This is a genomic window from Sphingomonas morindae (genome assembly GCF_023822065.1).
Taxonomy (GTDB): domain Bacteria; phylum Pseudomonadota; class Alphaproteobacteria; order Sphingomonadales; family Sphingomonadaceae; genus Solisphingomonas; species Solisphingomonas morindae.
The window spans coordinates 3,241,918-3,264,514 of the sequence record NZ_CP084930.1 but is presented as its reverse complement, the minus strand read 5'-3'; the positions used below and the strand labels follow the sequence as shown (position 1 = coordinate 3,264,514).

At 71.4% G+C, this 22,597-nt stretch carries 20 protein-coding genes; 13 read left to right on the top strand and 7 right to left on the bottom strand.

The genetic code is table 11. The features are described 5' to 3' along the window. Window positions 1-29: 29 nt before the first annotated feature. The 5 genes from nagE to LHA26_RS15870 form a co-directional block, all read right to left on the bottom strand. Complete coding sequence (nagE, locus tag LHA26_RS15890; protein ID WP_252166546.1) at window positions 30-1,772, bottom strand: N-acetylglucosamine-specific PTS transporter subunit IIBC; 1,743 nt, start codon at window positions 1,770-1,772, stop codon at window positions 30-32. Continuing rightward, window positions 1,769-4,303, bottom strand: coding sequence for a phosphoenolpyruvate--protein phosphotransferase (gene ptsP, locus LHA26_RS15885; RefSeq protein WP_252166545.1), 2,535 nt, complete (start codon window positions 4,301-4,303; stop codon window positions 1,769-1,771). Before ptsP ends, nagE begins: the two co-directional genes overlap by 4 nt. Then, window positions 4,300-5,439, bottom strand: coding sequence for an N-acetylglucosamine-6-phosphate deacetylase (gene nagA / locus LHA26_RS15880; protein ID WP_252166544.1), 1,140 nt, complete (start codon window positions 5,437-5,439; stop codon window positions 4,300-4,302). Before nagA ends, ptsP begins: the two co-directional genes overlap by 4 nt. Continuing rightward, window positions 5,436-6,443 (bottom strand): SIS domain-containing protein, encoded by a 1,008-nt coding sequence (locus LHA26_RS15875; RefSeq protein WP_252168422.1) that lies wholly within the window; start codon window positions 6,441-6,443, stop codon window positions 5,436-5,438. The genes nagA and LHA26_RS15875 overlap by 4 nt, the downstream gene beginning before the upstream one ends. Window positions 6,444-6,686: 243 nt before the next feature. Further along, window positions 6,687-9,308 carry a glycoside hydrolase family 3 C-terminal domain-containing protein gene (locus LHA26_RS15870; RefSeq protein WP_252166543.1) on the bottom strand — a complete coding sequence of 874 codons (2,622 nt, stop codon included), beginning with the start codon at window positions 9,306-9,308 and terminating at the stop codon, window positions 6,687-6,689. Window positions 9,309-9,466: 158 nt separating this feature from the next. Here LHA26_RS15870 and LHA26_RS15865 point away from each other — a divergent pair, with 158 nt between their 5' ends. From LHA26_RS15865 to LHA26_RS15830, 8 genes are all read left to right on the top strand, one after another. Beyond that, complete coding sequence (locus LHA26_RS15865; protein ID WP_252166542.1) at window positions 9,467-10,426, top strand: alpha/beta hydrolase; 960 nt, start codon at window positions 9,467-9,469, stop codon at window positions 10,424-10,426. A 14-nt stretch (window positions 10,427-10,440) separates the two neighbouring features. Then, window positions 10,441-10,638, top strand: coding sequence for a helix-turn-helix domain-containing protein (locus tag LHA26_RS15860; protein WP_252166541.1), 198 nt, complete (start codon window positions 10,441-10,443; stop codon window positions 10,636-10,638). Between the two features lie 869 nt (window positions 10,639-11,507). Further along, on the top strand, window positions 11,508-11,834 hold the full coding sequence (locus LHA26_RS15855) for a phage tail assembly protein (RefSeq protein WP_252166540.1): 327 nt from the start codon (window positions 11,508-11,510) through the stop codon (window positions 11,832-11,834). Window positions 11,835-11,842: 8 nt separating this feature from the next. Beyond that, the gene (locus tag LHA26_RS15850; protein WP_252166539.1) at window positions 11,843-11,977 is read left to right on the top strand and encodes a GpE family phage tail protein; all 135 of its coding nucleotides are present in this window, start codon (window positions 11,843-11,845) and stop codon (window positions 11,975-11,977) included. 3 nt (window positions 11,978-11,980) lie between these two features. Continuing rightward, window positions 11,981-14,653: a phage tail tape measure protein gene (locus tag LHA26_RS15845; RefSeq protein WP_252166538.1), complete on the top strand. Its 2,673-nt coding sequence runs from the start codon at window positions 11,981-11,983 to the stop codon at window positions 14,651-14,653. A 178-nt stretch (window positions 14,654-14,831) separates the two neighbouring features. After that, window positions 14,832-15,227, top strand: coding sequence for a hypothetical protein (locus LHA26_RS15840; RefSeq protein ID WP_252166537.1), 396 nt, complete (start codon window positions 14,832-14,834; stop codon window positions 15,225-15,227). Between the two features lie 49 nt (window positions 15,228-15,276). Then, window positions 15,277-15,567: a type II toxin-antitoxin system RelE/ParE family toxin gene (locus LHA26_RS15835; RefSeq protein ID WP_252166536.1), complete on the top strand. Its 291-nt coding sequence runs from the start codon at window positions 15,277-15,279 to the stop codon at window positions 15,565-15,567. A 67-nt stretch (window positions 15,568-15,634) separates the two neighbouring features. Further along, on the top strand, window positions 15,635-15,955 hold the full coding sequence (locus LHA26_RS15830; RefSeq protein ID WP_252166535.1) for an addiction module antidote protein: 321 nt from the start codon (window positions 15,635-15,637) through the stop codon (window positions 15,953-15,955). A 21-nt stretch (window positions 15,956-15,976) separates the two neighbouring features. On the opposite strand, the gene LHA26_RS15825 is transcribed toward LHA26_RS15830, so the two are convergent. Continuing rightward, on the bottom strand, window positions 15,977-17,035 hold the full coding sequence (locus LHA26_RS15825) for a phage portal protein (RefSeq protein ID WP_252166534.1): 1,059 nt from the start codon (window positions 17,033-17,035) through the stop codon (window positions 15,977-15,979). Beyond that, window positions 17,035-18,831 (bottom strand): terminase large subunit domain-containing protein, encoded by a 1,797-nt coding sequence (locus tag LHA26_RS15820; RefSeq protein ID WP_252168421.1) that lies wholly within the window; start codon window positions 18,829-18,831, stop codon window positions 17,035-17,037. Before LHA26_RS15820 ends, LHA26_RS15825 begins: the two co-directional genes overlap by 1 nt. 187 nt (window positions 18,832-19,018) lie before the next feature. Here LHA26_RS15820 and LHA26_RS15815 point away from each other — a divergent pair, with 187 nt between their 5' ends. The 5 genes from LHA26_RS15815 (at window position 19,019) to LHA26_RS15795 (ending at window position 22,592) form a co-directional block, all read left to right on the top strand. Continuing rightward, window positions 19,019-19,846 carry a GPO family capsid scaffolding protein gene (locus tag LHA26_RS15815; protein WP_252166533.1) on the top strand — a complete coding sequence of 276 codons (828 nt, stop codon included), beginning with the start codon at window positions 19,019-19,021 and terminating at the stop codon, window positions 19,844-19,846. A gap of 35 nt (window positions 19,847-19,881) precedes the next feature. Further along, a complete protein-coding gene (locus LHA26_RS15810) occupies window positions 19,882-20,958 on the top strand; it encodes a phage major capsid protein, P2 family (protein WP_252166532.1) in 1,077 nt (358 codons plus the stop codon). A 55-nt stretch (window positions 20,959-21,013) separates the two neighbouring features. After that, window positions 21,014-21,760 carry a phage terminase small subunit gene (gene gpM, locus LHA26_RS15805; RefSeq protein ID WP_252166531.1) on the top strand — a complete coding sequence of 249 codons (747 nt, stop codon included), beginning with the start codon at window positions 21,014-21,016 and terminating at the stop codon, window positions 21,758-21,760. A gap of 116 nt (window positions 21,761-21,876) precedes the next feature. Beyond that, complete coding sequence (locus LHA26_RS15800) at window positions 21,877-22,374, top strand: head completion/stabilization protein (RefSeq protein ID WP_252166530.1); 498 nt, start codon at window positions 21,877-21,879, stop codon at window positions 22,372-22,374. Further along, entirely contained in the window at window positions 22,374-22,592 is a 219-nt protein-coding gene (locus tag LHA26_RS15795) for a tail protein X (RefSeq protein WP_252166529.1), read from the top strand. The genes LHA26_RS15800 and LHA26_RS15795 overlap by 1 nt, the downstream gene beginning before the upstream one ends. Window positions 22,593-22,597 lie beyond the last annotated feature (5 nt).

Here is a 22,597-nt window from a genome sequence, read left to right as displayed (position 1 = left end):
CTCCGGCCGGCCGGCCGCCGGCCGATCTGTCAGACGGTCAGCCGGTCCAGCGCGGACTCGTCGGCGAGCAGATGGAGGCGATGGGCCAGCGGCTCGGCGGTGGCGATGATGCCGAGCCCGGCCAGCGCGCCGCGATCGGCGCGGGCGGCATCGCGCAGGTGCAGGCGGAGGCGCCCGGCATGGCGGGTGGCGCCTTCGACATTGTCCGCGCCCCCCAGCGCGGCGAGCAGCGCCGCCGAGGGCGTGACCGGGCGCGCGACGGCGGCGGGCGGGGCGATAGCCGGCGGCGCGGCGGCGGGCGGCGGCGAGGGCGCGGCCGCCACCGCGTCGCGCATCTCGACCGCGACCAGATCGGCCATCGGCCCCAGCACCACCTGCACCGCCCCGCCGCCCGGCCTGATGATGCCGCGCGCGCCCAGCCGGCGCAGCGCCGCCTCGTCGATCCGCGCGGGCTCGCGCACGATCAGCCGCAGCCTGGTTGTGCAGGCGCCGATCTCGGCCAGGTTGCCGCTCCCGCCAAGCGCCGCGACGAAGCCGGCGCCGCGCGCGCCCGGCGCGGCCGCCGCAGGATCGGCGCCCGTCGCCGTCTCCGCATCGGGCGCGCGCGGCTCGCGGCCCGGGGTCGCGAGATCGAAGCGCTGGATGCAGAAGCGGAACAGGCCGTAATAGAGCAGCGCATAAACAGCGCCGACGGGCAGCAGCAGCAGCGGCCGCGTCGCCTTGCCGAAATTCAGCGCATAATCGAGCAGCCCGGCCGAGAAGCCGAAGCCGAGCCGGACGCCGAGCAGATTCATCAGCGCCATGGCGGCGCCGGTCAGCACCGCGTGCACCGCATAGAGCAGCGGCGCGAGGAACATGAAGCTGAACTCGATCGGCTCGGTCACGCCGGTCAGCGCCGAGGTGAGCGCGAGGCTGGTGAGCAGCCCGACCACTTCCTTGCGGCGCTCCGGTCGCGCGCAATGGTACATGGCGAGGCAGGCGGCGGGCAGGCCGAAGATCATCACCGGGAAAAAGCCCGCCATGAAGGCGCCCGCGCTCGGATCGCCCGCGAAGAAGCGCCGCAGATCGCCATTCGCGCCGTGATAATCCCCCATCACGAACCAGACGATGTTGTTCACGAGATGGTGCAGGCCGGTGACGAGCAGCAGCCGGTTGGCCAGCCCGAACAGGAAGAGGCCGAAGCCGCCGGCGCCGGTGATGAGCGCGCCGAGCCGGTCGATCCCGCCGGCGATCGCGCCATAGCCCTGCCCAACCAGCACCGCCAGCACCAGCCCGGCAAGGCCGCTGACGATCGGCACGAAACGCCGGCCGCCGAAGAAGGCGAGATATTCGGGCAGGCGGATGGTGGAGAAACGGTTGTAGAAAATTCCGCCGGCCAGCCCCGAGAGGATGCCGAGCGGCACGTCGAGCCGCGCCACCGCCTTGGCCTTCCAGGCCGCGACGGCGAGATCGGCGCCGGCGCCGACCAGCCCGGCGCCGGCTTCGGGCGGCACCGGCAGCAGCGTCTTGCCCGCCTCGGTCGCGACGAGGAAGCAGACGACGCCCGCCAGGCAGGCGGCGCCATTGCCGTCGCGCGCGAAGCCGGTCGCGACGCCGAGCGCGAACAAGAGGCCGAGATGATCGAAGATCGCACCGCCGGCGGCGCCGATGAAGCCAATGTCGAGCAGATCGGGCTGGCCGAGACGGAGCAGCAGGCCGGCCGCGGGCAGCACCGCGATCGGCAGCATCAGCGCGCGGCCGAGCGGCTGCAGGCGGGCGAGCAGCGTCTTCATGCGGGCATCTCCTCCGCGAAGCGGGCGGCCAGCGCCCGCACCTCCGCCGCCGTGGCGCAGGCGAGCGCCGCCTCGGCATGGGCGCGACAGTCCGCCAGCGTCAGCCGCGTCACCAGCGCCTTGATGTCCGGCACCATGGCCGGCGCCGCCGAAAGTTCGGTCACGCCCAGGCCGAGCAGGATCGGCACCGCCAGCGGATCCGAGGCCAGGCCGCCGCACACGCCCGTCCAGCGCCCGTGGCGCGCGCCGCCGCGGCAGGTCTCGGCGATCAGCCGCAGCACCGCCGGGTGCAGCCCGTCCACCCCGCCCGCCACGGCGGCGTTGCCGCGATCCATGGCGAGCGCATATTGGGTGAGATCATTGGTGCCGATCGACAGGAAATCCGCCTCCGCCGCGAAGCGATCGGCGAGCATCGCCGCCGCCGGCGTCTCCACCATAATGCCCAGCCGAAAGGGCGCGGCGAGCCCCGCCTCGGCCGCGAGCGCGGCGACCCGGGCCCGCACCGCGCGCAGCTCCTCCAGCCCGGCCACCATAGGCACCATGATATGGCAGCGGCCCGCCGGCCGCACCGCCAGGATCGCGCGCAGCTGCGTATCGAGCAGCGCCGGCCGGGCCAGCCCGACGCGGATGCCGCGCAGCCCCAGCGCCGGATTCTCCTCCGGCGCGATCGGCAGATAGGGGGCGGGCTTGTCGCCGCCGATATCGAGCAGGCGGACGATAAGCGGGCGCTCGCCCAAGGCATCGGCGATCGCCTGATATTCGGCGCTCTGCTCCGCCTCATCGGGCGCCGCGGCGCGCTCGAGGAAGAGGAATTCGGTGCGTAGCAGGCCGCAGCCCTCGGCGCCGCGCGCCACCGCCGGCGCGGCCTCGTCGCGATGGCCGAGATTGGCGAAGATCTCGATCCGCACGCCATCGGCGCTGTGGCAGAGCGTGCCGGCGCGCGCCAGCGCCTCGGCCCGCCGCGCCGCCGCCGCCGCGATCGCCGCGCGCGCGGCGGCGAGGCGATCGGGCGCCGGATCGGGATGGAGCAGCCCGGCGCCGGCATCGAGCAGCGCGCACCCGCCCTCGGGCAGCGCCAGCACCGCCTCGCCCAGCGCCACCAGCATCGGCAGCCCCATGGCGGCGGCGAGGATGGCGACATGGCTGGTCGGCCCGCCGCGCGCCACGCACAGCCCCGCCAGCGCCGCACGGTCGAGCGCGAGCAGATCGGACGGCAGCAGATCCTCCGCCACCAGCAAAGTTTCGGGCGGCAGGACCGGCGCGGGCGCGGCGTCGCCCGCCAGCAGCCGCAGCATCTGGCGCTCGAGATCGAGTAGATCGTCGGCGCGCTCGGCGAGGCGCTTATCGTCGAGCGCGCGCAACGCCTCGGCCTGCGGGCGCAGCGCCTCGCGCCAGGCGCGGCCGGCGCTGGCGCCGCGCGCGATGCCGTCGCGCGTCGCCTCGATCAGCGCGGGGTCGTCGAGCAGCGCGGCATGCGCCTCGGCGATGCCGCGCGCGGGCCCGGTGACGTCCGCCAGCCGCGCGGCGAGCGTGGCGCGCGCGGCGGCGAACGCGGCCTCTTCCTCGGCGATGCCGGCGCCGTGCGGCGCGGGTTCGGGCGCGGCGGCGCGCAGCTGGCGGATCTCGCCGATCGCCAGGCCCGGCGCCGCCGCGATGCCGGCCAGTGCGCCCGGTGGCGCGTTGGCGGCGGCGCTGGTGAAGGCGGGGGCAGGGGCGGGGGCGGGGGCGGGAGCGGGCGCCGTCTCCTCGCCCAGCCCCGTGGCGATCAGCGCGGCGAGCGCCGCCACCGCTGCCTCGGCCTCCTCGCCCGTCGCCGAGAGCCGCACGGCATCGCCCTGGCGGATGCCGAGCGCGAGCAGCGCCGTGGGGCTCGCCACCGGCGCCGTCCGATCGTCCTTGGCGAGGCTGACCGTCGCGCGATAGCCGCGCGCGGCGGCGCCGAGCCGCGCCGCCGGCCGGGCGTGGATGCCGTGCGGCAGGTCGATACGCAGCAGGCGCGTCGCCGCCGCCTCAGGTTTCCGCTCGGTCTTCGCGGCGCCGGCGGGCGCGTCCGCCACCTCCGCCTCCGCCTCCGCCAGCAGCACGGTGAGTAGCGGCGCGCCGCGTGCGATCGGGCCGGGCGCGGCGCGCGCGGCGATGGTGGCGCCGTCGCCCACCAGGATCAGCGGGGTGATGGCGGCGCGCGCCTCGGTGACGATCGCATCCAGATCGAAGTCGATCAGCGGATCGCCCGCCGCCACCCGATCCCCCGGCGCGACGCGCGGGGTGAAGCCGCGCCCGTCGAGGCGCACCGTGTCGAGCCCGATATGGATCAGCAGATCGACCCCGGGGGCGAGCGCAAGCGTTACGGCATGGCCGCTCGGCTGCACCGCCACCACCTGTGCCGCGCACGGCGCGCACAGCCGGCCCTCCACCGGATCGATGGCGAGCCCATCGCCCAGCAGCCTTTCGGAGAACACCGCGTCGGGCACCGCCTCGAGCCCCCGCACCACGCCCGCGAGCGGCGCGGCGATCTCCACGGTGCGGCTCATGCGACGGCCACGCGCCGGGTGCCGGCGATCATGGTTTCCACCGGGTGGAAGCCGGCATCGAGCCGCACCCAGTCGGCGCGGCGGCCGGGGGCGAGCTGGCCGTGGCTGTCCGCCAGGCCGAGAAAGGCGGCCGGCGCACCGGCGGCCATGACGGCGGCCTCCTCGGGGGCGACGCCGAGCCGCGTGATGGCGTGCCGTACCGCGCCCGCCATATCGAGATCGGAGCCCGCCAGCGTGCCCGCGGCGTCGACACAGCGCCCGTCCACGACGCGGATCCGCTTGCCCTGGAGGGTGAAATCCTTTTCCGCCGCGCCCACGCAGGGCATGGCGTCGGTCACCAGCATGAAGCGGTCGCGCGGGCGGCTCCGGAGCGCGACGCGCAGTACGACATCGTCGACATGATGGCCATCGGCGATGATCCCGCAGTACAGGCGGGGATCGTCGAGCGCCGCGCCGACCACGCCGGGCGCGCGGTGCGCCATCGGCGACATGGCGTTGAACAAATGGGTGACGCCGGTGATGCCGGCGGCGATTCCCGCCACCGCCTCGGCATGGCTGGCGTCACTATGGCCGAGGCTGACGCGGACGCCTGCCGCCGCCAGCGCGCGGATGCGATCGGCGGGCACGCGCTCGGGCGCGAGCGTCACCATCACCACGCCGCGTCGGGGGCGGAGCAGCAGCGCCATCAGCGCATCGTCGAGCGGGTGGACGCGCGCTTCATCGTGGATCCCGTGCCGCGCGGGATTGATGACCGGACCTTCGACATGGATGCCCAGCACCCCGGGCACGCCCGCCGCGATCGCGGCATCGACCGCATCGAGCGCGCGGCCGATCACCGCCGGCGCATCGGTGATCAGCGTCGGCAGGAAGCCGGTGGTGCCGGTCGGCGCATGGGCTTCGCCAATCGCGGCGATGCCGGCGATGGTCGGCGCGTCGTTGAACAGCACGCCGCCGCCGCCATTCACTTGCGTATCGATGAAGCCGGGCATGATCCAGCCGCCTGCCAGATCGATCGCGTCCGGGCCCGGCGCCTCGCTTATGGCGGCGATGCGATCCCCGGCGAGCGTGATCCGCGCGGCGGGCAGCACGCCGCCGGCGGTGACGACATGGCCGTTGGTGAAGCTCCATGCGGTCATAGCGTGCGCGTCACCTTGGCGAGATGGCGGGGCGCATCGGGATCGAATCCGCGCGCGAGCGCGAGACCGTTCGCCATGCGGTAGAAGCTCTGGATCATCAGCAGCGGCTCGATCGCGGGATGCGCGGCCGAAGTCGGCGGATCGCCGGCTCCGTCACGGCGCGCGTCGATCAGCGACACGGGAGCGCCGCGCCCGGCGAATTCGGCCGCGACGGCGCGGACATCATCGCCCGCCGCATCGGACCCGGCAAAGGCGACGACCGGGAAGCGCTCGTCCACGATCGCCATCGGCCCGTGGCGCACCTCGGCGGCGCTGAACGCCTCGGCATGGAGGCCGCACGTCTCCTTGAGCTTGAGCGCCGCCTCCTGGGCGATGCCGAAGCCCAGCCCGCGACCGACGACGAACAGGTTGCGCGCCGGGACGAGCAGGTCGGCGAGGCTCGACCAATCGCGCGCCCAGGCGCGGGCGAGGTCGGTCGGCAGGTCGTTGAGCGCGGATCGCAGCGCCGCATCGTCTGCCCAGGCGGCGACGAGCGCGGCCAGCGCGGCGAGCGCGGTGATGAAGGATTTGGTGGCGGCGACCGAGCGTTCCGGCCCCGCCTCGAGCGGGATCAGCGTATCGGCAAGCGCGGCGAGCGGCGCCTCGGCATCGTTGACCAGCGCGATCACGCGCGCGCCGCCGGCCTTGTGCGCCCGCACCGTGGCGAGCAGATCGGGGCTGCGGCCGCTTTGCGAGATGGCGATGCACAGCCCGCCCTCCGCCCGCACCGGCGCCGCATAGACCGACGAGACGGACGGCGCCGCCGACGCGACGGGGATGCCGATCATCGTCTCGATCAGATATTTGCCGTAGGTCGCGGCATGATCGGACGAGCCGCGCGCGCAGCTGACCACCAGCGAAGGCGGCGCCGCGCGCAGCGCCGCGCCAAGTTCCGCGATCAGGGCGCCATGGCGATCGAGCAGCCGGGCGACGGCCCGCGCCGCCTCTTCCGCCTCCTGGTGCATGAGCGAGGGCGGCGCGGCAGGGGAGGCGGATGGGCTGGTATCGAGCGCTGGCACGGCATGTCCCCTACATGTCTTTCCAGGCCTGATAAGTCATAGACTGGTATTGCGCAACCGGTGCGCCGTCGGTGCCGCACAAAAGCGGAGAGCGCGCTGGCGCGGAATAGAATTTATGGGCGAGAGGTTCTATTTGGGTATGCAAGCAGCCCGATGCCGCCCCGGACCGCGCCGGGGCGGCGCCGGCGTTCAGAGCGGGATCGGCGCGGCGGTGGCGATGTCGAACCCGGCGCCGCCCATGGTGTCGCCGGGGGCGGGCTGGCCGCCGCCCACGGTGACGCGATAATGGCCCGCCAGCACCGCGCGCACGCCGTCGCTGGTGACGGCGCTCAGATCGCGCGGCGACAGGGTGAAGCGCAGCTGCCGCCGCTCGCCCACGCCGAGCGAGACGCGCTGGAAGCCGCGCAGCGCGAGCCGGGGCACGCCGGGCCGATCCGGGAAGCTCAGATAGAGCTGCGCCACCTCGTCACCGGGACGGCCGCCGACATTGGCGATCTCGGTGGTGACGGTGATGCCCGCCTGCGCGCCGGCCGCCACGGGGGTGACGCTGGGCGTGCCATAGGTGAAGCGCGTATAGCTGAGGCCGGCGCCGAACGGATAGACGGGGGTGCCGGTGAAATAGCGGTAGGTGCGCCCGGCCATCGCATAATTGTCGAAAGGCGGCAGGTCGGCGGTGCTGCGGTAGAAGGTGAGCGGCAGCCGGCCCGAGGGATTGGCGCGCCCGGTCAGGACATCGGCCACCGCCAGGCCGCCGGCCTCGCCCGGATACCAGGCCTCCAGGATCGCGGCGGCATTGTCCTTGGCCCAGGCGAGGTTGATGGGGCTGCCGTTCATCGCCACCACGATCACCGGCTTTCCGGTCGCGCGCGCCTGGTCCAGCAGCGCGCGCTGGTCGGCCGGGAGATCGAGCGTGGTCTTGTCGCCGCCGGCAAAGCCTTCTACGGTGACGCCCGTCTCCTCCGCCTCGAGATCCGAGGTGAGGCCGACCACCGCGAGGATCACGTCCGCCGATTGGGCGGCGCTGGCGAGCGCGGCCGGCGCATCGCGGCTGATCCGCTTCCACACCAGATCGACCCCGCCGGTCGCCTCGATATGGAAGGGATAGGCCTTGCCCTTCACCAGCTCGACCGTGGTGAAACCGGGCAGATCGTTCCAATGGCCTTCGCGCCGGTCGACGCTGGGGAAGCCCGGCATCGTCAGCACGCCGCCCGCGCCGGCCAGGCCGATGCGGTAGGTGCCGCTCTCGGGCGGCACGAGGCGGCCGGTCCATTCGGTGCGGTGATGCGTGGCGAGCCCGGGCACGGAGAGGCTGGTATTGCCGACATCGGGCTCGGTGCGCGTCGCGAAGGGCCGCGTCTGGTAGCGGATCGCGGCCAATGTGGCCGCCTTGGCCTCGGGTTCGATCCGATCGGGCACGGGTTCGGTCGGGTTGAAGTAGCGCACCTCCACCCCGGGCTTGCCGCCGGCGGTGCGGAGCGCCGTCATGGGCACGCGATCGCCATCGGTCACCGAAGCCGAGAAAGGCACCAGCGTCACCTGCCCGGCGGGCAGCACCGCGCGCAGCCCTTCGACCACCGAGACAGGGGGCGCGGAAAGCGGCGAGGAATAGTTGCCGCGCAGCACGCGCGTGGCGTCGCCGAGCGGGCCGACCACGGCGATCCGCACGCCCGGCTTGAGCGGAAGGATGCCGTCATTCTTGAGCAGCACGAGCGCCTCGGTCGCCGCCTTGCGGGCGAGCGCGCGGTGCGCCGGCGAATCGATCGCCGAGGGCGGCAGGTCGCGGACCGCGCCGGGGAGTCCGGGCAGATCGCCCGCGAGCAGCCGCGCCGCGAACAGCCGCACCAGCGAGCGATCGATATCCGCGACCGAGATCAGGCCTTGGTCCAGCGCGGCGCGGAAGCGGCGCTCCAGCCCGGCGGTGTCGTCCAGCGTCGCGGTGTTGCACTCATTGTCCACGCCTGCGCGCATCGCCGCGGCGACGGCGGCCGGCTGGTCGGGCGCATAATGATGATTGTCGGCGATATCCTTCACCGCGTCGCAATCGGACACGACATAGCCTGAAAAGCCCCAGGCGCCGCGTAGATGATCCTTGAGGAGAATGTCGCTCGCGCAGGCGGGCTGGCCGTCGATGCGGTTATAGGCGCACATGATCGAGCCGGCATGGCCCTCGGTGATGGCGGCGCGGAAGGCGGGGAGATAGCTGTCCTCGAGATCATGCGTCGACACGAAGACATTGGCGCGGTGGCGCGTCGATTCCGGTCCGCTATGCACCGCGAAATGCTTGGGCGTGGCGATGACCAGCGGGCGATCGGGATCGTCGCCCTGCAGGCCGGTGACGAAGGCGACCCCCATATGCGCGGTGAGGAACGGATCCTCGCCATAGGTTTCCTGCCCCCGGCCCCAGCGCGGATCGCGAAACAGGTTGATGTTGGGGGACCAGCTGTCCAGCCCCGTGCCGATGCGGCCGAGCTGGCCGGTGCGGCGGCCGAGCGTGTGGAGCGCGCGCACCTCGGTGCCGATCGCACCGGCCACCTGGTGGACGAGCGGTGCATCGAAGCTGGCGGCGAGGCCGATCGGCTCGGGGAAGTTGGTGGTCGGGACCGGGCCGAGCGCGCCGTGAAGCGATTCGGTCCACCAATTATAGGCGGGGACCCCCAGCCGGGGGATGGCGGGGGCGACATTGAGCAGTTGCGGCAATTTCTCGTCGAGCGTCATCCGCGCCACGATCGCGGCGGCCTGCGCCTCGGCATCGGCGCGCAGGCCGGTCGCGGGGGCGGGGGGCGCCGCCGTCACGGGCGAAGTCAGCGCCATCCCCGCTGCACTCGCGAACAATGTCGTCACCAATGAAATCAGCCGCTTCATCACATTCTCCCCTTCTATTCTTGGTGATGGTAGCGTTACCTTCTGGAGCGTGAGGAGCCAAGCACCGCCGTGATTCGGCGGTGACGAGAAAGAAAGGGCAGGATGTCATGGCGAATAGGACAAGGTCCGGACGCGCGCGGCGCGGACCGGGGCTGCGGGCGCTCGCCCTTGGGCTGGTGATCGGCGCGGCGGCGGCGGGGCGCGCGCCCGCGCAATCCGATGCGATGGCGCCCATGGCCACGCCCGCCCAGGCCGATGCGATCCCGCTCGGCACCGGCGCGCTGCCCGGCGCCACCGTGCCCGAGAGCTGGTACACGCAATATGGCTCCACCTTCGCGCGCAACGTCACCGTCGCGACGCTGACGCCGATCCTGCCCGATCCCGCCAAGGCCAATGGCACGGCGGTGCTGGTGGCGCCGGGCGGCGGCTTCCGCACGCTGTCGATGGAGAATGAAGGCTGGGCCGTGGCGCGCGCGCTGGCCGCGCGCGGCGTCGCCGCTTTCGTGCTGAAATATCGGCTGAACCAGACACCGGCCGACATGCCCGCCTTTTCGCGCGCGATGGCGGCGATGTTCTCCGGCGCGGCGCGCACCCCGCCCAGGCCCGGCGCGGACGCGGTGCGCGCGCTCGAGCCGCAGCTGGCCGATGCGCACGCCGCGCTGGCGCTGATCCGGCGGCGCGCCGGCGAATGGCATGTCGATCCCAGCCGGGTCGGCATGGTCGGCTTTTCCGCGGGCGCGATGCTGACGCTCGCCACCGAATTGGGCGGCGGCGCCGATCGGCCGGCCTTTCTCGGCATCATCTACGGCCCGCTCGCGCCGGTAACCGTGCCGGCCGACGCGCCGCCGCTGTTCGTGGCGCTGGCAGCGGACGATCCGCTGTTCGGCAATGGCGGCTACGGCCTGATCGACAGCTGGCGCAACGCGCACAAGCCGGTGGAATTCCATCTGTTCGAACAAGGGGGCCATGGCTTCGGCATGTATCCCAAGCCGACCACCAGCACCGGCTGGTTCGACGAGTTCGCACGCTGGATGGCGATGCATGGCTGGCTCGCGCCGGCGCGCTAAGACAGGGGGAGGGGATGATGCGACCCGAGGAGATGAAGGCGCTGCGCAAGGCGGCGGGGCTCACCCAGGCCGAGTTCGCCAGCGCGCTCGGCATGCACCGGGTGACGATCAGCGACATGGAGCGCGGCGTCGCCCCGATCGAAACCCGCACCGCGCTCGCCGCGCGCTATCTGTCCGATCATCCCGAGCGGGTGCGGGTGGCGGCGGAATAGCCGTGGCGTGGAAGGCTTGGCGGAGGCCGGCGGGGTGGGGCGAGGAGCCTGAAGCCAGGCTGGCCGCCGAAGCCGCTTAGGCCGGCCGACCGATCCGGATCGCGCGCGGGCATGGAGCGGGTGAAGGGAATCGAACCCTCGTCGTAAGCTTGGGAAGGCTAGGTCGTCTTGTGTTTTCAATGACTTCCTTGTTCGTTGCGCTGGATCGGAGCGCAAACGGAGGCGGTTCATAAAGAGAACACCTCCGGCTCTTACCGCGGTTTTACCGCGCGCGCCCGGGCGCCCTTCAAGGCCAGCGCGCCGCGAGCAGCATGCCAATGCCTGGTCGCGGTGGCTGGTCTTGGAGGCGAGGGCCATGCCGCGAAGGGAGCGTGCGACCCATCCCGCGCGCCGCATTCCGAGACTTGCCCGGTCATCAGGCCGAAGGGGCTGAAATACCGGGCCTTTCGACGCGCCCATCGGGTCACGCCCGGAGCGAGGAGCAGGAGCGCGCACAGGTTCGGGGAGGGGTCGGGAAAACACCAACCACACCAACCGGCGTGATAGATCAAGGACTTGCACACCAACTTTTACACCAACCGGACACCAACCAGGTTGCGGTGCCAGATGGCCCAGCACATGGCTGCTAAGCCTTTGAGGTTGTTTAAATCAAAATAATGGTTGGTGTTAGGTTGGTGTGGCACCCCAACCGCGAAAGTGCCGCCATTCAAATCACTTGCCGTCAGTTTTCGGCGCCGGTTGGGGTGATTGGTGTTTTCCCGACCCCCCTTCCTTTTGGAGGATGGCGCGCGGCGCTATTGAGTAGCCGAGTCGTCGGCGGTAAATATTGGGCGCGTTCCGTCAAATGCATGAGAAACAGGAGCCTTTACATGGCCGTTCGTGCCGAGCCCCCGCACGCCCATAGACCCGCGACCGTCTCCGTTCCGCTCGACGTGCCGCTCAAGCGGGGCGACACGCGCATCGAGACCGTTCTTCTCCGCCGTCCCGGCCCCGGCGCGCTGCGCGGGCTGCGGCTGCTCGATCTTGTTCAGGCGGACACCGACGCGATGTTCGCGCTGCTGCCCCGCATCACCGAGCCGACGCTGCACGCGGCGGATCTCGAGGCGCTCGACATCGCCGATTTTGTCGAGCTGAGTAACCAAGTGGCGGGTTTTTTGCCGCAGAGGGGCGCGAACACGGGCTCCCCGATCGCGTAGAAGAGGCCATGGCCGATCTGGCGGTCATGTTCCACTGGCCGCCGGCGGCCCTCGCCGGGATGAGCGTCGCCGAGCTGATGGCGTGGCGACGGCTGGCGATCGATCGGGCGGAGGCGCTCGGGCTGGTCGACACCAGGGAGTAGCGCATGGCGGGCGCCGGCGATCTCATGATCCGCGTCAACTTCACGGGCACCGACCGCCTGTCGCGGCTGCTCGAGCGCATCGCCGGCACGTCCCGCGCGGCGGGGCGCGCGCTCACGGAGACCAACCGGACGCTCGACGGTCAGCGCCGCGCCCTAGCCGAGGTGGGGCGCGCGCTGGGCGGCGCCAGCGGCAATGTGACCCACCTCATCGAACGTGAGCGCGCGCTGCGCGCGGCGGTGGAGCGCAGCACGCGGCTGCTCGAGCGGCGGGTACGGCTGACGCAGATCGAGGCGCGGACGCGGCAGGCCCAGGCCGCCGGCGACACGATGATGGCGCGCGGCCAGGGCAGCCTGTTCGGCCTGACGATGCTGGCCTCGCCCTTGCTCGCCATGGCGCGCGCGGGCGCCGAGGTCGAGGCGACGCAGAACCGCATGCGGATGCTTGGCCTGAGCGACGGCGCGGTGCGCAACCTCACCGCCTATGCGCAGGCGATGGACATCGCCGGCTCCAGCACCGCCGAGAATCTGCGCTACTTGCAGGAGGCGCAGGGCGTGTTCCGCGAGAGCGGCGAGGCGGCCCTCGGGGGTCAGCTGGCCGCCGCCAAGCGGATGGCGCCACTGCTCGCCAAGCTGCATGTCGTCACCGCCGCCAGCGGCGCCCCGCTCAGCGACGAGCAGTCGCGCTATTTTCTCCGCTTCATCGAGCAGGCGGGCGGACTGACCAGTCCCGAACGCGCCGCCTCGCTGACCAATGGCCTGTTCCGCGCGCTGCAATCCTCGGGCGGCGCCGTGCAGCCGTCCGATTATCAGGCCTTCATGGCGCGCGCCGGCATCGCGGCCGCGCATCTCACGGAACGCGCCCTGTTCGGCCATATCGAGCCCTTGATCGCGGAGCAGCATGAGGCGGCCGGCGTCGGCCTCGCGACCGCCTTCAAAATGGCCAGTGGTATCAAGGCCAATAGCCGCGCCGCCGCCGAATTCGTGCGGCTCGGCCTGTGGGATCGTAGCCGGGTCCGCTTCAACAGCCTGGGCGGCGTGCGGAGCACGCGGGGCAATCCGCTCACGGCGGACGCGGCGGCGGCCCTGCAGCATGACCCCGTAGAATTTCACCGCGATTTCGTCCTGCCCGCCTATGCGCGCGCGGGCATCCGCACCGGCGAGGCGCGGGCCTTCGAGAACGCCCGGCTATTCGGTTCCACGGGCGGCAACCTTTTCAACCTGATCGACAAGCAGATGGCGACCCTCCTCCGGTCCGGCGCGGCCTATGCGCGCACGCAATCGCTGGACCAGGCCTATGCCACGGTCAATCAGGGCTTTTTCGGCGAACAGGGAAAGCTGCGCGCCGGCTTGAAGGACTTCATGGTGGCCGCCGGCGCCAAGGGCGGACTGCTGGACTCGGTCGTCCGGCTGATGCGCATGGCGACCTCCGCGCTGCGCGCCTTCACCGCCCTTGGCCAGGCGCATCCCACCGCCTTCGCGTGGCTCGGATCGATCGTCATGAATTTGCTGCTGATGCGCGGCGCCCTCGCGATCGCGCGCATCGCGTTCGGCGGCCTGCTCGGGCCGGCGGCGCGCGTCATCGGCCTGTTCGCCAAGATCCGCGCGGAGGGATCGGTCGCCGCCGCCTTTCCGCTGCTCGGCGCCGCCGCCCGCCTGGCGCGGCGGGGCCTCGGGCTGCTGGGCGGCGCGTTGAGCGGCGCCATGCGATTGGCCTTGTTGGCGCGCGTGCCCTTCGGACTGGCGCGCGCCGCCGCGATGATGCTGGGCCGCGGCGTGTTGCGCGCGGGGCTGATGATGCTCGCCAGTCCCATGGTGCTCGCGATCGCGACGGTCATCGCGGCGCTCGCGCTGCTCGCCTTCCAAGCCTATCGCCACTGGGACAAGGTCAAGCGGGCGTTCGCCGGCGCGCTCCGCTGGATGGCCAGCCTTCCCGAGCAGTTCACGCATATCGGCGCGATGATGCTGGAGGGACTGATCGGCATGCTCAGCCCCGCGCGGCTGATCGCGCATGTCACGGCGCTGGCCAAGGGCGCCGTCTCGGCGTTCCGCCAGGTGCTCGGCATCCACTCGCCGAGTCGCGTCTTCGCCGGGCTGGGCGAGCAGATCGCCAGCGGTCTCGCGCTCGGCATCGGTCGCGGCGCCCCGCGCCCGCTCGCGCGCACGCGCGCGCTGGGCGTCGCGCTCGCCGCCGCGGCGATCCTCCCCGCCGCCGCGTCCGCGAACGCGCGGCGCATCCTCGCGGCACCGGTACCCGCGATCGGCATTCCCCCCATGGCGGCGATGGCGGGCGTGGCGGCACGCGGGGCGGGCGATCGATCCCGAGGGCGCGGTCCGGCGATCCACCAAAGCTTCCATGTCACCATCCACGTGACGCAGCAGCCCGGCCAGGACGCGCGCGCTCGCCCGCGAGGTGAAGCGCGTGCTCGACGCCGAGGCGCGCAATCGGCGCCAGTCGAGCTTCCGCGACGCGCCCGACCATGGCGACGCTTGAGCGCGTGCGCACCGGCTCCGGCTGCATCAAATCGCATCATCGAAGCGATAGGTCCCCCGCGACGCCGCCAGCCCGGCAAACCCCCTAGCAGCCCCATTCTCCCGAAGCGCCCGCGCCCCCGCATCGCGCATCAAAAGCGACACGAAAAGACCGCGGGCGAGGCGGGGGGAGACGCGCGTTTTTGAGGGTGGGGGCGGGATCGGGGGCGCGGGGGCTTGTCCGCTGTTGCCAATATGTTCTAAGCGACGGTGACGCGCTGGGCGCGGTTTGCGAAGAGGATGGGATGCTGCCCGAGACCAGCGCGCGCGGCGTGGCGCGCGCGCCCCTTGCCCGCGCCTGGCGCGCCCCGCGGCGGCGGCGCTGATGGTGGGCGATCCGAAGAGCCTCACCGATCTGCGCAAGATCGAGGCGGGGGTGCAGGTGACGTGCCGCCAGTGCGGCCGGGTGAAGCTGCTCGACCGCGAGCAGCTGATCGCGGATCTGGTGCGGCGCTGCCGCCCGCTCACCTGGTCGACGCTGCCCGCGCAGCTGCGCTGCGCCTGCGGATCGAAGCGCGTCTATCTGGTCGCCATGCCCTTCGCCGGGCGCGACGGGCCGCTCGAGCCCCTGGTCCAGCGGCTTGTCGCGGCGGCCGACCGGATGGTGGCGGCGCTCGGCCGTGCGTCGACCGCCGCGCCGGCGCTGCGCGAGATGGCGGAGGCCCGGATGGAGTTCGAACAGGCCAAGCGCGCGCTGCTGACATGGAGCGAGGGGCGGTAACCGTCTCTTATATGTTGACAGGTGGCGCCTAGTCACTTATAAGAGACGCATGAAGACGCTCCGCACCGCCGCCTTCCAAGCCTGGTTCGATGGTCTGCGGGACCAGGCGACGCGCTCGCGCATCGCCGGGCGCATCCTGCGGATCGAGGCGGGGCAGATGGGCGACGTGAAAAGCGTCGGGGGTGGCGTGAGCGAGCTGCGCATCCATCACGGGCCCGGCTATCGGCTCTATTTCACGCGGCGCGGCGCGGAGACGATCATCCTGCTGGCGGGCGGCGACAAGGATAGTCAGGCGCGCGACATCGCCCAGGCCAAGGCCTTGGCGGCGCGCATCCCATGACGGACACCGGCGGGATCGGCCGGACGAGACACGATCCATGGAGCGAAGGAATGAAAGGAACAAAGCCATGACCGATGGCACCGAGGCGCCCCTGGACCTCGCGCCGTTCGACGCCGCCGCCTATCTTACGGAGGCGGAGGACCAGGACGCGCTTCTCGCCGAGGCCTTCGCCAGCGGCGACGCCGGCTTCATCGCCCATGCGCTCGGCGCGGTCGCGCGCGCGCGCGGCATGGCGCAGCTGGCGCGCGAGACGGGCATCAAGCGCCAGCAACTCTATCGCGCGCTCAGCCGCGACGGCAATCCGACGCTGGAGACGCTGCTCAAGGTGACGCGCGCGCTGGGCCTGCGGGTGACGGCGGCGCGAACCGAGATGGCCGATCCAGCGTGAGGCGAGACCGGGCGGAACAGGCTAGGCCGCCCGCGCCGCCGATCTCTCCCTGAACCGCACCGCCTCGGCGCCGAGCCAGTCGTTCACCTCGAGGAACACCGCCTGGAGCGGCGCGATCTCCAGCTCGTAGAAGGCGTCGGTCGCTTTGGTGACGTCGCCGAAGCCGCCGGCGTTCGCGGGCACGATGCCGAGCAGCTGCGGCGGCACGCGGTGCGCGGCGAGGACATCGTCGCGCGTCGTGTTCTTGATGCCGAGAAACTCGTCGCGCGCGCCGACCTCGGCGATCGGCAGCAGCTTGATGCCATTCTCGGCGCCCTTGGGCGCATGGACGAAGAGATTGCGGAAATTGCCCGGCCCCTTGGACGCGCGGAGCGCCTCGCGCAGCGCGTCGACATCGCCATCGGCGAACTCGCCGGTGGCGTAGAGGATGAAGCCGGCATGGCTGCCGTTCAGATAATAGCGGCGCCGGAACAAGGTCGCGCTCTCGTTGAGCAGCGCCGACTGGAGCGCGGACAGATATTCGGGGAGCCCATAGATCTCCTGGTCGACGCTGGGCGCGGCGAGCTGCACCACCGAGCCGGGCGCGAAGGCGGTCTCCGAAGCGTTGCCCGGCACGAACCAAAAGGCGCCGTCGACGATGCCGCGCCGGACATATTTCGCCAGCGCATGGTCGAGCCGCAGCGGCGCGCCGAGCCGGTTGCGGCGCAGCTCGAGATAGGCGTTGCCGAACACCAGATAATCCTGGACCAGCGCGCGGAACGCCCTGCGGGTGAGGAGCGGCGAGGCCTCGAAGCTGGCGGCCAGCATGTTGCACTTGAGCAGAATCGCCGAGCTGTGGTGCGGGCTGACGCGGAAGGCGCGCGCGAGCCCGTCCATCGGCACCGGCGGCTCATACCAGCGCTCATTGTGCCAGCACTCGATCATGTCGATCAGCTGGCGCCGGTCGAGCACCGCCTCCGGGTCGCCGAAGCTGAAGGCCTCGATCCGGCCCGCCTGGTCGTTGGCCGGCACCAGCGCGCCGGCGGCGGCCGACACGGTCTCGGCCCGGCTCATCCGGCGCGCGCCGCGCTTCTTGCCCATCAGCAGATCTCCATGCTTGCCTTCGGCGCTTGCTTGCCGTCGAGCGGTTCGTTGATGAGAATGTGCATGGCGGCCCAGGCGAGATCGGCATGGCCGTCGCCGCCGGCGCGCCCGGCCTTGAAGGTGATGCCGCGCCCGCTCGCGGTGAGCGCCTTCTTGATCGAGACGAAGGCCGAGATCAGGTCGATCATCGCCACGTCGAAGGCGAGCCGGCCGCGCCGGATCACGTTCTGCGCCTTCATGATCATGGCCGCCTTCACCTCGAGCGAATATTCGATCTTGGTGACGCCGCCGATGGCGGCCGATTTGGCGAGGAGCTGGTAGACGGCGGCGCCCACGCCTGTCGCGTCCACGCCCATGTAGGTGACGGTGTAGCGCGCACAGACCGCCTCGATGAAGGCAGCCTGCTGCTCGAAGTCGAGCCCGCGCAGCTGGTGGCGCTCGAGCACGCGGAAGGTGCCGCCCTGCGCCGCCGGCGGCGCCATGATCACCAGCGCGGCATTGTCGCCCTCCTCGCTTTCCTGCGGATCATAGCCGGCCCAGACCGCGCGCGTGCCATAGGGCCGCGCGCCTTCCGGATCGCAGTCCGTCCACTCGACCAGGCTATCGCAGCCGCACCTGACCAGCTCGTTGAACTTGAAGGCCGACAGGCTGTCGTCGACGAACTCGCACCCGAACAGGTTGGCGAACTCGTCGGGCGCATATTCGTCCTTCAGCTCGTCGATGTCGAACAGGTCGCAGCCGGCGGCCTCGGCGTCGTGGATGGTGACGATGTGCCGCCACACGCGGTCCGGCCCGACCGCGCCTTGCCGCAGCGCGGCGTGGCTGACATCGATCTCGACGCGCTCTTCCTTCCTGGCGCGACGGTTGCGGCGCTCGCCCGTCCAATAGGGATGCGCCGGGTGCGCGATGGTCGATGGCGTCGAGAAGTAGGTTTTTCGCCACTTCTTGTGCGTCGCCATGCCCGAGGCGACCTTGTTCAGCGCCTCGAAGCTGTGGACCCAGAAGAATTCGTCGAAATAGAAATTGCCGTGGCGGCCTTGGGCGGTGCGGAAGTTGGTGCCGAGGAAGTGCAGCTCGGCCGCCGCTTCCTCCTCGGGGCGCAGCGCGCTGGTGATGCACATCGGATCGCCGGTGAGTGTCACGCCGACCAGCTTGGCGAAGCCGACGATATAGCTGCGGAACTGGTGCGCCTGCGCCTTGGAGGCCGAGAGGAAGATCTGGTTGCGGCCGGTCTCGATCGCGTCGATCAGCGCCTCGAAGGCGAAATAATAGGTCGCGCCGATCTGGCGCGACTTAAGGATCATCCGCGTGCGCTGGCTCAGATTGGCGAACCAGGTCTCCTGATAGCCGTAGAGCTGGCCCTCGAAGATCGCGCGCAGCCGGGCCGCCTGCTCGGCGGTGAAGTGGTTCTTGCGCGCCTTCTTCTTTTCGCCCGCGTTCCGGTTGCCGACCTTCTCGTTGAGATCGCCTTCATGGCCGCCCGGCGCCTGATAGCGCCGCACCCGGGCGAGCGTGGCGATCTGGCGGCCGAGGAGATCGATCTCCTTGTAATCGTCGCCGGCCTTCTTCTCCTTGGCGACCAGCGTCATCAACCGGACCTCGAGGCAGTCCTCGAGCTTGCGGATCGAGGGCGCCTCGTCCCAGCGATCGCGCCGTTTCCAGCTCTCGACGGTCGGCCGCTTGAGCGACAGCTCGTCGGCGATCTGGGTCACGCTCCATCCGCGCCAGTAGAGGCCGCGCGCCTGGCGCCGTGCGTCGAAGGGCAGGCAAGCGGGTAGCGGGGGCGCGGGCATCGGGAGGGCGGGCGCGGACATGGCGGCGACGTTAGGCAGAGCCGGCTCCGCCGATCGCCAGCGCCGGCTTGTGGACAGGCGCGCCACAAGCCGGCGCGCTTGAGACAGGGGCCGCTTGGCGCCTTTCTGGCCCGGACACGCCGCCGGGGGTCGAGCCCGGCCGATAGGAAAGGTCGCGGGCATCGCCATGGGCAAGAAGAGCCAGTTTTTCCGCGCCTTCGTCGAGGGCAGCACGATGGACGGCCGGACCGTCAGCCGCGACATGGTCGACCAGGTGGTCGAGACCTTCTCGACCGACAATTACACGCCGCGCATCAATATCGAGCATATCGCCGGCTACAGCCCGGAGCCGCCCTTCAACGGCTATGGCAGCGTCATCGCGGTGCGCGCGCAGGACGATGTCTTCGTGATCGATGGCAAGGAAGAGACGCGCCGCGCGCTCTATGTGCAGGTCGAGGGCAATGACCAGCTGGTGAGGCTCGTCGCCGCCGATCAGAAGCCGTTCCCCTCGGTCGAGCTGACGCCGAGCTATGCCGGCACGGACAAGTTCGGCCTGGTCGGCCTCGCCTTCACCGACACGCCCGCCAGCATCGGCACCCAGGCGCTGAAATTCATCCGCACCGCGCCCGGCACGCTGTTCGCGACGGCCGACGAGCCGGTGGCGCTCCGGTTCGAGGCCGATCGGGAAGAACCCGCCGGGATCGCCGCGACCGTGGCGAGCGTGGTCGCCGCCACCTTCGCGCGCCTCGGCTTCAAGTCCCCCGAGCCCGACCGGGCGAAGGAGACGCCCGTCACGCCGCCGGCGCCCGCCAACGACAATGCCGCGCTCTTCTCGGCGGTCGCGCTGGCGGTGAGCGACGGCGTCGCCGCCGCCGTCGCGCCGATCAACGCCGAGGTGGCGGCGCTGGCGACCCGGCTCGACGCGCTCGCCGACGCGCTCGCCACGACCGAGCAGCCCGGCTTCGCGCGCCAGCCCGCGACCGGCGGCGCCGGCGCCGTTCAGGCCGATTTCTGATCCGCCCCCGCCGGACCGCCCAGGAGCACCCAAGGATGCGCAACGAAACCCGCAAGCTCTTCAACGCCTATACCCAGCGCATGGCGGCGATCAGCGGCGTCGAGGACGCCACGGTCAAATATTCGGTCGGCCCGGTGGTCGAGCAGAAGCTCGAGGAGGTGATCCAGGCCTCGAGCGACTTTCTCGGCCGCATCCAGATCGTGCCCGTCCACGCGCAGACCGGCGCCAAGGTCGGCGTCGGCGTCACGCGCCCGATCGCGAGCCGCACCAACACCGCCGGCGGCACGCGCCGCAAGCCGATCGACCCGACCGACACCAGCGATCGCGGGCAATACACTTGCGCCCAGACCAACAGCGACACCGCCATTTCCTACAGCAAGCTCGACATGTGGGCGCACCGGCCCGAATTCCAGACGCTGCTCAGCGCGGCGATCGTCGCGCAGCAGGGCCGCGACCGGATCATGATCGGATGGAATGGCACCGCCTGCGCGCAGCAGACCGACATCGCCAAATTCCCGCTCCTCCAGGACGTGAATTTCGGCTGGCTCCACAAGATCCGCGCCTTCGCGCCGGTGCGCCTGATGGCGGGCGGCGGCCTCGCCCGCGACACGCGCGACGGCACCGGCCATGTCACCGCGCAGGGCAAGATTTATGTCGGCGCCGGCACGATCGGCGCGGAGGTCGACTATGCCAATCTCGACGCGCTGGTGCATGACGCCACCGAGCTGATGGATGTGTGGCACCGCGACGACACCGATCTGGTGGTGATCATCGGCCGCGATCTCATCCACGATCGCGAGATGAACATCATCAACACCGCCGGCGACAACGCCATGCAGATGGAGGCGCGCAACCGCATCCTGACGCTGCCCAAGCAGGTCGGCGGCAAGACGGCGATCATCGTGCCCTTCTTCCCGGCCAACGCGCTGCTCATCACCAGCCTCGATAATCTGTCGATCTATGTCCAGAACGGCACGCGGCGCCGCCAGCTCAAGGACGAGCCCGCGCTCGATCAGATCGAGAATTATTCGAGCGTGAACGAGGCCTATGTCGTCGAGGACTATGGCCGGTGCGCGCTCGTCGAGAACGTCGTGATGGGGAGGAAGGGCTGACCGGTCCTTCCCGCCCTCGCGCCGTGGTCCGCCCTCCACAGCCCGGGATCCGTTCATGAGCCTCGCGCGCCAAACCCGCGAACGGGTCCTCGCCGCCCAGAGCATCAGCGCGGTCGATCCCGCCGTGGAGGGCGGGCTTGCCGCGTCCGTCCGCCCGCAAGCGGATGCCGCCGCCGCGACCATCGCGACGCGGCTCACGCACGATCTGCGCCGGCTGAAGCAGATCCGCTCGATCGAACGGAAGATCGACGCCAAGCGCGAGATGCTGCCCGACTATGCCGGCTGGATCGAGGGGCTGCTCGCGGCGGATGCCGGCGTCGGCACCGGCGTCGCCGCCGACGTGCTGCCCACCATCATGGTCTGGGCGATCGACACGGGCGACTTCGCCCATGGCTTGCGGCTCGCCGCCTTCCTGCTCCGCCACAAGGTCGCGATGCCGGCGCGCTATCAGCGCGACACCGCGACGCTGGTGGTGGAGGAGATCGCCGAGGCGGCCCTGAAGGCGCAGGCGGCCGGACGCGGCTTTCCGCTCGACGTGCTGCTCACCGCCGAGGCGCTGACCGCCGCGCTCGACATGCACGACGCGCCGCGCGCCAAGCTTTGGAAGGCGATCGGCTTCGAACGGATGAAGGCGGCGGCGCGCGCCGCGCCCGACGCGGTCGACCCAACGCTGACCCTCGCGCGCGACGCGCTCCGCCGCGCCCGCGCGCTGGATCCGCGCATCGGCGTCACCGGCAAGCTCAACCAGCTCGAGAAGGCGCTCGCGCCGCCCGCACCGAACAGGCCGGCCAAGGCCGGCTGATACGCTCGCCCCCCGGCGCTCGGGGGCGGATCGCGCGAGACGGGAGGCCTCGGCCTGGCCGCTCTCTGACCCGATCCCCACCCCCGTAAACCGGGCGGGCGCGGAAAGGAGGATCCATGTCCGCACGCTTCGTCACCCGCACCGACGGCCCGCCCGAGCTGCCCTCGGCCGAGGATGTCGCCGAGCCCGTGATCGCGGGCGGGTGGTGGCCCGACATCGATCCCGCCCAGGCGCGCGAGGCGCATCGCTTCCGCGACCAGAAGACGGTGACGCCCGCGCGGCTGCGCGCGGCGCTGATCCATGGCATTCTCACCGCCGGCGCGGATCTGGAGCCGTGGCGCGCCGAGCAGGCCGCCGCCGGCCATGCCCGCCTCGGCGATGTGCCCGCGCCCGCGATCGACGGCACGTCGCGGCTCGTCCTCCTCTATCGCGACGCGGTGGCGCTCTACGCCAAGGCGCGAATCATCGAGCGCTATCGCGACTTCGACACGACCGGCGCCGGCGATCGCGCGATCGACGCGCTCGAGGGCGCGCCCGAGACGCTGCGCCGCGACGCGCTGCACGCCATTCGCGACCTGAAGGGCCGCACGCGCACCCTGGTGGAGTTGATCTGATGGCGGCGGGCGACACGCTCGTCGCGCGCCAGGGAGACACGCTCGATCTGCTGATCTGGCGCGAACGCGGCCTGGGCGCGGCCGACATCGCCGGCGTGCTGGCGCGCAATCCGGGCCTGGCCGGGCTCGGCGCGGTGCTGCCGATCGGCGCCCCCGTCATCCTCCCCGACACCCCGCCCGCGGCGCGTTCCGTGCCGCTGGTCAACCTCTGGGATTGAAGCCC